Origin of the sequence: Nocardia sp. NPDC056000 (assembly GCF_042269265.1) — a bacterium.
Classification (GTDB): Bacteria; Actinomycetota; Actinomycetes; order Mycobacteriales; family Mycobacteriaceae; genus Nocardia.
In genome coordinates this window covers 25,230-37,763 of record NZ_JBHJXS010000017.1, presented here as the reverse complement: position 1 = coordinate 37,763, position 12,534 = coordinate 25,230, and the positions used below count along the sequence as shown (strand labels likewise).

The window sequence follows — 12,534 nt, the reverse complement described above, 5'->3', positions numbered from 1 at the left end:
CGACGTCGGCCCGGCACGGCCGCGAACAAAGGGGGCGGGTCAGATGCGGCTGTGATCGGTGTACGGCGTGCGCGGACCGAACTTCGGCTTGTGCGCGAACCCCGCCAGACCGAGCAGCCGAACGGCCCGATAGCGATGCGGCCGTAGCGGTTCCAGGTAATCGATCATCTCGGCATCGTCGATCGGACGGCCCAGCAGTGTCCAGCCGACGATCGCGGCGAGATGAAAATCGCCCACCGACAACGCATCCGGATCACCGAAGGCGCGCTGTGCGATCTCCGCCGCCGTCCACACCCCGATACCGGGCACGGTGCGCAGCCGGCGCTCGGCGTCGGCATGACTCATGGCCGCCGCCTCCTCCAGCTTCCCGGCGATACGGGCCGCCAGCACAATGGTTTTCGAGCGCTGCGGACCCACATTCGCGCGGTGGTAGACCCACGACGGAATATGCCGCCAGGTCTCCGCGTCCGGCATCACCCGCAATCCGTCCGGCGCGGGTCCGGGCGCGGGAGTTCCGTACCGCCACACCAGCTTCCGCCACGAATCATGCGCGGTCCTGGTGTGCACCTTCTGCTCCAGCACGCACGGCACCAGCGCCTCGAACACCAGCCCGGTCCGCAACATCCGCAGACCCGGATTGAGCCGATGCGCCTCGGCCACCTTCGGATGCTCGGGCGCGAACCCGCTCAGATCCTCGTCCAGGCACAACATGGTCGGCACTTGCTCGAGAAACTCCTCGGCCCCCGGACCCCACGCCCGAGCCTCCACCGCGCACCGATCAACCTGCCGCAACCGATAGGTCACCACCCCGGACGCCATCCGCGAGGCATGCCAGTGCGAACCGTCCGGCGTCTCCCGATGACAGGGATCGCCGAATCCATGACGCAGCGGCGCGACGGTCGCCGCGAGATCGATGGGACGCTCCGACCGCACCGTGCGCGTCAATGCGGTGGCGATCGGCGCGGTGGTCACCGGGACATTCTGCCAGTGCCCGAATCCCCGATCAGGAATTGGGCGAGATGCCGGGCGGACCTGCCCGCCAGCTGGGCGGCCTGGGTGCGGCAGGAGAAGCCGTCGGCGAGCAAGACCGCACCGGGGGGTGCGTCCCGCAGCGCGGGCAACAGGCCGTTCTCCGCGACGGCGACCGAGACGTCGTAGTGGCCGCGCTGCATGCCGAAGTTTCCGGCCAGACCGCAGCAGCCCGCGATCTCCCGCACGGTCGCACCGGTCCGCTCGAGGATGCGGCGGTCCGCCGTGAAACCCGAGACCGCGTGCTCATGGCAGTGCGGTTGCACCACCACCGTCTGATCCGAGCGATCCGGGGGCGTCCAGTCCGGCTGCGCCTCGAGGAATTCCGCGAGGGTGCGAACGGCCGCCGCGACCGGACCGGCGCGCGGATCATCCGGCAACAGCCGGGGGAGATCCTCGCGCAGCGCGGCGGAGCAGGACGGTTCCAGTCCGACCACCACTCCGCCCGCGCGCACATGCTCATCGAGCGCGTTCACGGTGGCGCGCAGGCGCTTTCGGGCCCCGTCGAGTTGACCCGTGCTGATCCAGGTCAGCCCACAGCACACGCGCCGATCGGCGACGACGACCCGATGGCCCAGCGATTCGATCAGTTCGACCGCCGCCCAGGCGATCTCGGGATCGAACGCATCGGTGAAGGTGTCCACCCACAGCAGCACCGCGGGCGCAACGGGAACAGCACCGGCCTTTCCGATCTCACCCATCGCGACCGCTTGATCGGGTGCGGTGGGGAGCGACGGCTTGCGGCGAGCATTCCAACCGCGGCGGAAGCTCGTGCGCGCCAGTTCCGGCACCGTGCGGCGGGAATCGATTCCCGCCGCCCGCGACCCGATTCGGCGCAGGATCGCGTTCCCGGACAGCGCATTGGCCAGGCGGGGGAGACGGGTGGCGGCGGACAGCCACTGTGGGAGGCGACCGAGGGCGTAATGGTCCAGGGGGCGGAGGCGGCCCCGGTAGCGGCGGTGCAGGGTTTCGGATTTGTAGGTGGCCATATCGACTCCGGCGGGACAGTCGGAGTGACATGCCTTGCAGGACAGGCAGAGATCGAGGGATTCGGCGACGGCGTCGGAGCGCCAGTCGAGGGCACCGCGCACCACCTCTTGCAAGACGCGGGCACGCGCTCGGGTGCTGTCCTTCTCATCGGAGGTGGCCAGATAGGACGGGCACATGAAACCACCGGAGCCGCGGGTGTCGGCGCGGCATTTGCCCACACCGACGCAGCGGTGCACGGCGGTTCCCAGATCACCGTCGGCGGGGAATGCGAAGCCGCCTGCGGCGGGAGTCGGCAGCAGTCCCGCCACCCGCAGATCGGCGTCGATGTTCCTGGGGCGCACCAGAACACCGGGATTGAGAACGTCGTCCGGGTCGAATAGCGCCTTGAAATCGGCGAACGCGGTGAGCGCGGCGGGGGAGTACATGTGGCGCAACAGTTCCGAGCGGGCGCGGCCGTCGCCGTGCTCCCCGGAGAGGGAACCGCCGAACGACACCACCTGACGGGCGGCATCCTCCAGGAAGTCCCGGAAGCGTTGCGGGGCATCGGCTATCGGCAGATCCAGGCGGACATGGATGCAACCGTCCCCGATATGACCGTAGAGGAGTCCGTCCACGCGGTGCTCGGTCATGAGCTTCTCGAATTCGCGCAGGTAGTCACCCAGTCGCTCGGGTGGGACGGCCGCGTCCTCCCAACCCGGCCAGGCCGGATTGCCCTCCGGGGTGCGGCCGGACAGGCCCGCGCCATCGGCGCGAATCGCCCACAGCGCCTTGGCTTCCCGAGCATCGAGCACCAGCCGGGAATCCACGGCGTGGGTGGAGCGGCACAGCAGTTCGGCGGTCTCGCGCGCCCGTTCCGGAGTCTCACCCTCGATTTCGACGAAGAGCCAGCCGCCGCCGCGCGGCAGCGGCGGCACCCCACCGCGATACCTGCGCACCACGTCGACCAGGCGCGCGTCCATACCTTCCACGGCGACCGGCCGCACCGCCATGACGGCCGCGACATCGTCCGCGGCCGTTGGCATATCGGGATACCCGAGCACGACGAGGACGGTCGCGGCCGGGATCGGCACCAGCTCGACGATGGCATCCAGCAGCAGGCCGCAGGTGCCCTCGGTGCCGACGAACGCCTTGGCAATCGACGAACCGTGTTCCGGCAGCAGATGTTCCAGCGCGTATCCGGACGCCTGCCGCTCGAATCGGCCGACTTCGGTGCGCAGCACGGCCAGGTTCGCCAGCGTGAACTCGCTCAACCCCGGCACCGCCGACAGGTCGGTTCCCAACCGCCGCTCGGTACCCGTACCGTCGAGAATTCGCAGTTCACGCACGGTATCCGAGGTTCGGCCCCAGGCCACCGCGTGCGGCCCGCACGCGTTATTGCCGATCATCCCGCCCAGGGTGCAGCGATTCTGCGTCGAAGGATCCGGCCCGAACCGCAGCCCGTGCGGGGCGGCCGCGCGCTGCAGGTCCCCGAGCACCAGCCCGGGACGCACCCGTGCCCACCGCTCCTCGGCGTTCAGCTCGAGGAGCTCGTTCATATGGCGGCTGAAATCCAGCACGATGCCCGCGCCAATGGCATTTCCGGCCACCGAGGTGCCCCCGCCGCGCGCGGTGACCCCCAGCCCTTCCGTCCGCGCGAACTCCAGCGCCGCGCGCACATCCGCGTCGCCGCGCGGAAACACCACGCCCTCGGGCAGCACCCGATAGTTGGAGGCATCGGACGAATACTCGGCTCGCCGCCGCTCGGACCGGTCGACCTCGCCGTCGATCCGCCCGCGCAACTCCCGCATCGCCGATTCCATCCGCACCCCGCCAGCCTATGAGTCCGGGGCCGCGATGGGCCGAACGCGCACACACCACGTCTGGGACGACAGGAGAGCCGGAGCCTTCGTAAGGAGATCCGATGTTCGCCAGCAGCGAATCTCTGCTGGTAACGGCTTGTCCTCAACCTTTGTTGAGGTCCTACTGTCGGTGGTCTGAGGTTCGATGAACTTCAGACGGTGAGGAGTGCGGTTATGACCATGGAATCCATCGCTTGGAGTCAGCTCTATCGGCAGGCGAACGCGCCTACCGCGCAGCGGCCGCTGCGGGCCGGGACCGCGCGGCGGATCCTGGTGTTCGCGCGGGCGCATCATCGGCGGCTGGCCGCGTTCCTGGCGTTCAGCATTGTCTCGGCGCTGCTCGCGGTGGCGACACCGGTGCTGGCCGGGCGGGTGGTCGACGACATCGTGAAGGGTTCGGCACCCCGGACGGTGCTGATTCTCGCGGCCGTCATCGCGCTGGTGGCGGTGCTGGACGCGGCGCTCGGGGTGGTCATTCGGTGGCTGTCCTCCCGCATCGGGGAGGGGCTCATCTTCGATCTTCGCACCGCGGTCTTCGATCACGTGCAGAAGATGCCGGTCGCGTTCTTCACCCGCACCCGCACCGGTGCGCTGGTCAGCAGGCTCAACAATGATGTGATCGGTGCGCAGCGCGCGTTCAGCTCCACGCTGTCCGGTGTGGTCACCAATGTGGTGACGCTCGCGCTGACCCTCGCGGTCATGCTCCGATTGTCCTGGCAGATCACCCTGCTCGCGCTGGTGCTGCTCCCGGTGTTCGTGCTGCCCGCCCGCCGCATGGGTGAGAAGATCGCGGGCATCCAGCGCGAGGCCGCCGGATTGAACGCGTCCATGAGCACCCAGATGACCGAGCGGTTCTCCGCACCGGGCGCGACCCTGGTGAAACTCTTCGGCCGCCCGCAGCAGGAATCCTCCGAATTCGCGGTGCGCGCCGGGCGCGTGCGCGATATCGGGGTGCGCACCGCCATGCTGCAAACCGTGTTCGTCACCGCGCTGACATTGGTGTCGGCGCTCGCATTGGCGCTGGTGTACGGACTCGGCGGCTACTACGCGCTGAAGGGACAGCTGGAACCCGGTGCGGTGGTGGCGCTTTCGCTGCTGCTGACCCGGCTGTACTCACCGCTCACCGCACTGGCCAGCGCACGGGTGGACATCATGTCCGCGCTGGTGAGTTTCGAGCGGGTCTTCGAAATCCTGGATCTGAAACCGCTCATCGAGGACGCACCGGATGCCCGCGCGGTGCCGGAGGGCCCGATCGCGGTCGAGCTCGACAACGTGACCTTCGGTTACCCGTCGGCCGACAAGGTGTCCCTGGCCTCCCTGGAGGATGTGGCGACGCTGGACACCCGAGGCGGCGAGGAAGTGCTGCACGAGGTCAGCCTGCGTGCCGAACCCGGGCAGATGGTGGCCCTGGTCGGCTCCTCCGGGGCGGGCAAATCGACCATCGCGCAATTGGTTTCGCGACTGTACGACGTGGACTCCGGATCCGTGCGGCTCGGCGGCGCGGATGTGCGCGAGCTGACCGGGCGGTCCATCCAGGACACCGTCGGCCTGGTCACCCAGGATGGGCATCTGTTCCACGACACCATTCGCGGCAACCTGCTGCTGGCCCGGCCCGAGGCCACCGAGGACGAACTCTGGAATGCCCTGGAGCGGGCGCGCCTGGGCGAGCTCATCGCCTCCCTGCCCGACAAATTGGACACCGTGGTCGGTGAACGCGGCTATCGCCTCTCCGGTGGCGAACGGCAGCGGCTCACCATTGCCCGGCTGCTGCTCAAGCAGCCGCGCGTGGTGATCCTCGACGAGGCCACCGCCTCACTGGACTCCACCTCCGAGGCGGCGGTGCAGGAGGCGCTGGCCGAGGCGCTCGACGGCCGCACCGCACTGGTCATCGCGCACCGGCTGTCCACCATCCGCAATGCCGATCAGATCCTGGTGCTCGAACACGGCCGCATCGTCGAACGCGGCACGCACACCCAACTGCTGGCCGCGGGCGGGCGGTACACCGACCTCTACCGCACCCAGTTCGCCGACGACAGCGAGCCCGCCGCGGCTTGATCGCTATTTGCCGGTCCGGACACCTTTTGCCGGACCGGCAAACAAAGTTGGCAATACGGGAAAATTCGATACGGTCGTAGGAATGGGAGCACACACGCACGGGCACTCGCATTCACCCGATACCGTCGGCCATCACCACGGCCACACCTATGACGGGATCGATTGGACCGAGCAGATCGGCAATCTGCGCCGGGAGGATCTGATCACCGCCGACGCGCAGGCGCGGATCGCCGAGCGGCTCATCGGCCTGCCGACCGGATCCGACGGGCAGCCCGTGATCGTGGATATCGGGGCCGGTGCGGGCGGGCAGAGCGCCGCGTTCGCGGTGGCGCTGGCCAAGCGCGGCGGCGGACGGCTGATCATCGCCGACGCGGTGCCCGAATTGCTGACCGCCGCCCGCGAGCACACCGAACAGGCCCTCGCGGGCGATGATCGGGTGACCATCGAGACCGTGGTGGTGGACGCCGCCGCCGACAGCGTGCTCGAGACGGTCGCGCAGGCCGATATCGTCTGGGCCTCGCGCATGGTGCACCATCTGCCCGATCAGCAGGCGGGCGCCGATCGGCTCGCCAAACTGGTGCGCGCCGGCGGCTGGCTGGCACTGTCCGAGGGCGGGCTCAGCACCCGAAATCTGCCCTGGGACATCGGAATCGGCGCACCCGGCCTGCAGGACCGGCTGCTCGCGGCCCGGGACGCGGCCTTCGTGCGCATGCGCGCCGAGATCACCGGCACGGTCCCCATGCCCTACGGCTGGACCACAACCCTCACCCGCGCGGGACTGACCGAAGTCACCTCGTTCAGCGTCCTCACCGATCACCCCACCGCGACTCCCGAGGTCCGCGCGTCCGTGGCCGCCTGGCTGGAATCGCTGCGCGACCACGTGAGCGATGCCATCACCGCCGCGGATCTCGAGGCTCTGGACGCGCTGCTGGACCGGAACGCCCCCACCTACGTCGCCAACCGCGACGATCTCTTCGTTCTCGGTGCGAGCACGATCCATATCGGACGCCGATAATCCTGTCCCGCATCGCATTTCACCTACCCGGCGGTAGCGCGGCGCTGCCGCCGGGATGACCGCGCATGCGCGGGGCGAACGGATTCATAGCGAATCGGTGCTACGACGTTTGCAAGATCAGTTGAGAATGCATCGACGATGGTATCGGTGCGAGTCCCTCCTGTGACCGTTCCGTTAAGGTACGGCCGGTCTCAAATGCCCTGCTGTACGGCATAATTCGGGTTCCCTGGCACAGCAGTCGGACGCTTGTTTCACATGCCGGGGGAGGAGTTTCGGTGAGCCGTACCACGGAGCAGCGGCGGGTGCCCGCCTTCGGTTTCGATGATTTGCAGCGTTTCGCTGCCGCCGCGCGGAGAAGCGGTGAGCAGGTCCGAACGCCGGCCCCGGCGGCCCCGCCGCTGGAATTGCGCGTGACCGGTGAATCCCGGCGCACCGAGGAACAGTGGACGGTGCCGGAAAAGCTGGTCGCGGAATGCACTTCGGGCAAGGTCGTCGTCGACTTCACCCAGGCCTACTGCTCCCGGCGCGAAATCGATATGCGGGTCATCGCGGGCTCCGGCACCATCATCGTGATCGTGCCGCGCGGCTGGCGGGTCGACCTCGAAGCCGTGGAATTCGGCACCGGGGGACATGTCTCGAATCGCGTGACGCTGCCGCGTTTCCCGGGGGCGCCGCTGATCCGCATCGAGGGCCGGGTGGAAACCGGGGTGCTCAAGGCGCGGTATGCGTACCGCTCGCCGAAGGCGTGGCTGCGCGGGGATCGCTAGCCCCGTCACCGCACCGATACCGCGCGGGTGAGCCGGTATCCGGGCATTTCGACAGACCATGCGGTATGACGGAAGGGTGACGCGCTGGCTGCTGCACGTCGACCTCGACCAATTCCAGGCCGCGGTCGAATTCCGGCGGCATCCGGAGCTGCGCGGTCAGCCCGTCATCGTGGGCGGCAACGGGGATCCGAAGGAACCGCGCAAGGTGGTGTCCTGCGCGTCCTATCCGGCGCGGGCCTACGGGGTGCGCGCGGGCATGCCGTTGCGATCGGCCCTGAAGATCTGTCCCGACGGGGTGTTCCTGGCGCAGGATCTCGCCACCTACGCGGAGGCGTCCGAGGAGATCATGACGCTGCTGCGCACCTTTCCCGGACGGGTGGAGGTGCTCGGCTTCGACGAGGCGTTCCTCGCGGTCGACACCGATGATCCGGAGCAGATCGCCCGCGATATCCGTTCCGCCATCGAGGAATTGGGCCTGACCTGCGCGGTCGGCATCGGCGACAATAAACTGCGCGCCAAACTCGCCACCGGATTCGCCAAAGCCGTTGGTAAGACCGGGGATACGGACAACACCGACTCGGACGCCACCCAGGCCACCGGCACCGGCATCTTCCGGCTCACCGCCGACAACTGGACCGAACTCATGGCGCACCGCCCCACCACCGCGCTCTGGGGCATCGGCGCGCGCATCGCGAAACGCATGAGCGCCTTGGGAATCGAGACCATCGCCGATCTCGCGGCCTCCGATCGTGATCTGCTCGCCAAGGAATTCGGGCCCAATACCGGCCCCTACCTGTGGGTGCTCGGGCACGGTGCGGGCGATACCGATATCTCGGAACCGCGTGAGCCGGTGGGTCATTCGCGCTCGGAGACCTTCCCCGCGGATCTCACCGAACACGCCGAACTCGATACCGCCATCACCCGGCTGGCCACCCAGGTCGCGGAGGAGACCATCGCGGGCGGCCGTGGTATCGGCCGGGTCGGGGTCACGGTGCGCACCAAAACCTTCTTCACCCGCACCAAACAGAAGAAGCTGCCGCGACCCACCACCGATGTGGACGAGGTCGTCCGGACCGCGCTGCTGATCCTGCACACCTTCGAGCTGGATCGCCCGATTCGCCTGCTCGGCGTGCGCGTGGAATTCGGGAGGGAATGACCGAACCGCAGGCGGGCACACCGCGTTTGTCATGCTGGGATCAGGCATACCGACGGAAGGCACCACCGGACAATGAGCAACTACCAGAACATCAGCTTCGTGGCGGACGGCCCGATCGCCCGCATCACGCTGAACCGGCCCAGCGCCGCCAACGGCATCGACCAGGCGCTCGCCGACGAACTGGCAGCCGCCGCGACCTACTGCTCCGAGGATCCGGCCGTGAAGGTCGTGGTGCTGACCGGTGCGGGCAAGTTCTTCTCCGCGGGCGGCGATCTGCGCGCCATGTCCGAGAGCCCGGACACCGGTGAGTTCATCGCCAAACTGGCCGACACCCTGCACCAGGCGGTATCGGCGCTGGCGCGAATGGACGCGCTGCTCATCGTGGCGGTGAACGGTACCGCCGCCGGGGCGGGCATGAGCCTGGCCGTCGCCGGTGATCTCGTGGTCGCGGGCGAATCCGCCGCGTTCACCATGGCGTACACCAAGGTCGGGCTGAGCCCGGACGGCGGCGCGTCCTACTATCTGCCGCGCCTGATCGGTGTGCGCCGCACCCAGGAACTCATGCTCACCAATCGGGTGCTGCGCGCGGCCGAGGCGCTGGACTGGGGCCTGGTGCACCAGGTGGTGCCGGACAGCTCGCTCACCGACACCGTCGACGCGCTGGCGCAGCAGTTCGCGCAGGGGCCCAAGGGTTCCAACGCGAATGTGAAGAAGCTGCTGCTGGTTTCGTCGCAGCACACCCTGGAGGAGCAGCTGGCCACCGAGGCCTCCTTCATCACCCACGCCGCGGAATCCGCGGACGGCGTCGAAGGCATTGCCGCGTTCCTCGACAAGCGGTCGCCCAAATTCGCTTGAGCCACATCGTGATTCGCCGAGGAACGCGGGCATTCAGCTCTTCAGGAACTCCAGGATTTCCGCGTTCACCTCGGCGGCATGGGTGATGTACAGGCCGTGCCCGGCATCCCAGTACTCCTTCAGCACCGCGTGCGGCGCCAGCTTGACCGCCTGATGGCTGCTGATCTCGATCGGAATCGACTGATCGGCCAGGCCGTGCAGCAGCAGGAACGGGACCGTCACCGCGGCCACATCCGGGCGGTGATCGGAATGGAACAGGTCCCGCTGCACCGCGATCGTGGCATACGGTGACGCCGACAGGCAGCGCTGAATCTCCATATCGATGACCGCCTGCGAGGTGCCGCGCCGCAGATGCGTGGCGAAGTAGCCCTGTGCGCGCTCGGCGAACCACTGCGGACGATCCGACTTCAATTGTGCCGCAGAGGCTTCGAAGGCCGCGCGGGGCGCGCCGACCGGGTTGTCCTCGGTCTGCAACATGTACGGGATGGCCGGGGCCAGCAGGGCGATGCGGTTCACCCGGTCCTGACCGTGCCGGGCCAGATAGCGCACCACCTCCGCGCCGCCCGCCGAATGCGCCACCATGGTGAAGTCGTTCAGGTCCAGGTGCGCGATCAGGGCGGCGATATCGTCGGCGCGGGTGTTCACGTCGTATCCGGCGGCCGGGCGATCGGAACGACCGTGGCCGCGCCGGTCCAGCAGGATGCAGCGGTAACCGCGCTCCACGAAGTAGTGCAGCTGGTACTCCCACATATCCGCGTGCAGTGACCAGCCCGCGATGAAGACGAGCGGCGCTCCGGTGCCGTACTCCTCGTAGGCGAGGGTGGTGCCGTCGGTGGTCTGGAAATAAGGCATATCTGCTGCGCTCCTTGGTCTTTCGCGATGCGGGGAGAATGTCTCCCGCTGTGCTGAGAACAAGGTTGCCGCAGTACGGGAACGAAAGCGATTACGTGCGGGGTAAAGTCGCCGCTTCCCCCGGAACATCGCCCTGACCAGCGGTTCGAGTCCTATGCTCGGTGCATGGAGTTCCAGGCGATGGTGGCACGCAAGACGGACAGCGGGATCGCACTCGCGCGGGAGACGGTCGGCGACGACTTCCTCGGCCCGGGCGAGGTGACGATCAAGGTGCACTTCACGAGCGCCAACTACAAGGACGGGCTGGCCATCACGCCCGGCGGCGGCGTGGTGCGCGAGTATCCGATCATCCCCGGCATCGATCTCACCGGTGAGGTATTCGCCTCGGACAACCCGGAATTCGCGCCCGGCGATCTGGTGGTCGCGCACGGTTACGACATCGGCGTCGCGCATAACGGCGGTTTCGGCGAGTACGCCCGCGTCCCCGCCGACTGGGTGGTGAAGCTCGACGGCCTCACCCCGCGCGAAGCCGCGGCCCTGGGCACCGCCGGGTTCACCGCGGCCATGAGCGTGCAGGCGCTGCTGGACAATCGCATCACGCCCGAATCGGGTCCGGTGCTGGTCACCGGCGCGACCGGCGGCGTCGGCAGTGTCGCCGTGGATATCCTCGCGGGCTTGGGCTTCGAGGTGATCGCCTCCACCGGAAAGCTCGGGGCCACCGAACTTCTCACCGCGCTCGGCGCGTCCAGCGTGATCGGCCGCCTGCCCGGAGAAGGCGAGAAGCTGCGCCCGCTCGGCAAGGCGCAGTGGGCCGCGGCGGTGGACAGCGTCGGCGGCACCTCGCTCGCGCACATCCTGTCCACCATCAAATACGGTGGCGCGGTGGCGGTTTCCGGCCTCACCGGTGGCACCGATCTGCCCACCACCGTGATGCCGTTCATCCTGCGCGGGGTCTCCCTGCTCGGTGTCGACTCCGCGCACTTCCCGATCAAATCCCGCCGCGAACTGTGGGCGCGCCTGGCCAAAGACCTGAAGCCCCAGCATCTTTCACTGCTGGAGAACTACGCGCCCATCACCGAGGCCGAAGCCGTGCTGCACTCCATCCTGGAGGGCAACCACTCCGGCCGCACCGTGCTCGCCGTGGCGGGGGAGTTCTAGCCGATCGTCGCGCGTACGAGATTGTGGTCGGACACCCCGGCCACATCCTCGACGGCCGTGTCCCGCGCGGCGATGCCGCGCGTCACCACGTGGTCGATGAACTGGGATTTCTCCGCACCGGAGCTGCGCGGGCGCGTCGCGATGGCAGCGGCCGGGAGCGCGGCGACGGTGTAGTCCGGCCCCAGTGCCGCACCGACTTCCGCGGCGGGCGCGTTGAAATCGCCGAGCAGCACCACCGGTCCGCCCGCGGTCAGTTCCGCCAGTCGCGCGAACTGCCCACCGCGCCGATCATCGCCGGTCACGTGCGTGGCGACCACGAGCACCTCGTCCAGCAGCACGGCGACATAGCCCTTCCCCGGATCACTGGTGAAGGCTCCGGCGGCGAAGTCACGCGCGGTGCCGTCCACGATCAATACCAGGAACTCACCGCGGTCCTCCAGCGCCGAGGGCACCCGCCGCGGCCGCGGCACCCGCGGATACCGCAGCACATGGAACTCCCGCCCCGGCAACGCTTCCCGCAGACTCGCGAGTTGATCACCGCTCACCTCCTGGAGCGCGATAACCTGCTCGGATCTCCCCGCCACCACCGCGGTGACCCCTTCGATCCGCACCTTCTCCTCCGGCCAGCGCCCGGAAAACGAGCTGTCCCAGTTGTCCGCATGAACCCGATGCAGGACATTCCAAGTGGCAACAGTGATCACCCAGCACACGTTACGAGACACAAACGGACCGCGCGGGATTCACGTTTCATGTGAAACACGCGCGGTCTGGGTAGTTGACAGGGGAGGAGCCGTGCGTGTGGGACGCACGCACGGCTCC

General features: G+C 68.3%; 10 protein-coding genes. 6 read left to right on the top strand and 4 right to left on the bottom strand.

What is annotated here, in order from left to right; all coding sequences use genetic code 11:
• Positions 1-39 precede the first annotated feature (39 nt).
• Positions 40-972 (bottom strand): DNA-3-methyladenine glycosylase 2 family protein, encoded by a 933-nt coding sequence (locus ACFC4D_RS39695; RefSeq protein ID WP_364636685.1) that lies wholly within the window; start codon positions 970-972, stop codon positions 40-42.
• Complete coding sequence (locus ACFC4D_RS39690) at positions 969-3,818, bottom strand: FAD-binding and (Fe-S)-binding domain-containing protein (RefSeq protein ID WP_376071498.1); 2,850 nt, start codon at positions 3,816-3,818, stop codon at positions 969-971. The genes ACFC4D_RS39695 and ACFC4D_RS39690 overlap by 4 nt, the downstream gene beginning before the upstream one ends.
• Before the next feature lie 213 nt (positions 3,819-4,031).
• Here ACFC4D_RS39690 and ACFC4D_RS39685 point away from each other — a divergent pair, with 213 nt between their 5' ends.
• The 5 genes from ACFC4D_RS39685 to ACFC4D_RS39665 all read left to right on the top strand — a co-directional run bounded on the left by ACFC4D_RS39685 (position 4,032) and on the right by ACFC4D_RS39665 (position 9,705).
• The gene (locus ACFC4D_RS39685) at positions 4,032-5,912 is read left to right on the top strand and encodes an ABC transporter ATP-binding protein (protein ID WP_375961376.1); all 1,881 of its coding nucleotides are present in this window, start codon (positions 4,032-4,034) and stop codon (positions 5,910-5,912) included.
• Positions 5,913-5,994: 82 nt separating this feature from the next.
• Positions 5,995-6,927 carry a class I SAM-dependent methyltransferase gene (locus ACFC4D_RS39680; RefSeq protein ID WP_376071280.1) on the top strand — a complete coding sequence of 311 codons (933 nt, stop codon included), beginning with the start codon at positions 5,995-5,997 and terminating at the stop codon, positions 6,925-6,927.
• A gap of 275 nt (positions 6,928-7,202) precedes the next feature.
• Entirely contained in the window at positions 7,203-7,694 is a 492-nt protein-coding gene (locus tag ACFC4D_RS39675) for a hypothetical protein (RefSeq protein ID WP_375961381.1), read from the top strand.
• Positions 7,695-7,770: 76 nt separating this feature from the next.
• Entirely contained in the window at positions 7,771-8,850 is a 1,080-nt protein-coding gene (locus tag ACFC4D_RS39670) for a DNA polymerase IV (RefSeq protein WP_376071278.1), read from the top strand.
• A 72-nt stretch (positions 8,851-8,922) separates the two neighbouring features.
• Positions 8,923-9,705, top strand: coding sequence for an enoyl-CoA hydratase/isomerase family protein (locus ACFC4D_RS39665; RefSeq protein ID WP_375961386.1), 783 nt, complete (start codon positions 8,923-8,925; stop codon positions 9,703-9,705).
• 33 nt (positions 9,706-9,738) lie between these two features.
• Here ACFC4D_RS39665 and ACFC4D_RS39660 read toward each other — a convergent pair whose 3' ends face one another.
• Positions 9,739-10,557 carry an alpha/beta fold hydrolase gene (locus tag ACFC4D_RS39660; RefSeq protein ID WP_375961389.1) on the bottom strand — a complete coding sequence of 273 codons (819 nt, stop codon included), beginning with the start codon at positions 10,555-10,557 and terminating at the stop codon, positions 9,739-9,741.
• Between the two features lie 165 nt (positions 10,558-10,722).
• On the opposite strand from ACFC4D_RS39660, the gene ACFC4D_RS39655 reads away from it, so the two are divergent.
• Positions 10,723-11,715, top strand: coding sequence for an oxidoreductase (locus ACFC4D_RS39655; protein WP_376071275.1), 993 nt, complete (start codon positions 10,723-10,725; stop codon positions 11,713-11,715).
• On the opposite strand, the gene ACFC4D_RS39650 is transcribed toward ACFC4D_RS39655, so the two are convergent.
• Positions 11,712-12,416, bottom strand: a complete 705-nt coding sequence (locus ACFC4D_RS39650) for an endonuclease/exonuclease/phosphatase family protein (RefSeq protein WP_376071273.1) — start codon at positions 12,414-12,416, stop codon at positions 11,712-11,714. The two genes, ACFC4D_RS39655 and ACFC4D_RS39650, sit on opposite strands and share 4 nt — an antisense overlap.
• Between the last annotated feature and the right edge of the window lie 118 nt (positions 12,417-12,534).

Excerpts from the sequence above, each read along its gene's own strand:
- ACFC4D_RS39690 (WP_376071498.1), bottom strand. The coding sequence starts at position 3,818 with ATGGAATCGGCGATGCGGGAGTTGCGCGGGCGGATCGACGGCGAGGTC.
- ACFC4D_RS39685 (WP_375961376.1), top strand. The coding sequence starts at position 4,032 with ATGACCATGGAATCCATCGCTTGGAGTCAGCTCTATCGGCAGGCGAAC.
- ACFC4D_RS39680 (WP_376071280.1), top strand. The coding sequence starts at position 5,995 with ATGGGAGCACACACGCACGGGCACTCGCATTCACCCGATACCGTCGGC.
- ACFC4D_RS39665 (WP_375961386.1), top strand. The coding sequence starts at position 8,923 with ATGAGCAACTACCAGAACATCAGCTTCGTGGCGGACGGCCCGATCGCC.
- ACFC4D_RS39660 (WP_375961389.1), bottom strand. The coding sequence starts at position 10,557 with ATGCCTTATTTCCAGACCACCGACGGCACCACCCTCGCCTACGAGGAG.
- ACFC4D_RS39655 (WP_376071275.1), top strand. The coding sequence starts at position 10,723 with ATGGAGTTCCAGGCGATGGTGGCACGCAAGACGGACAGCGGGATCGCA.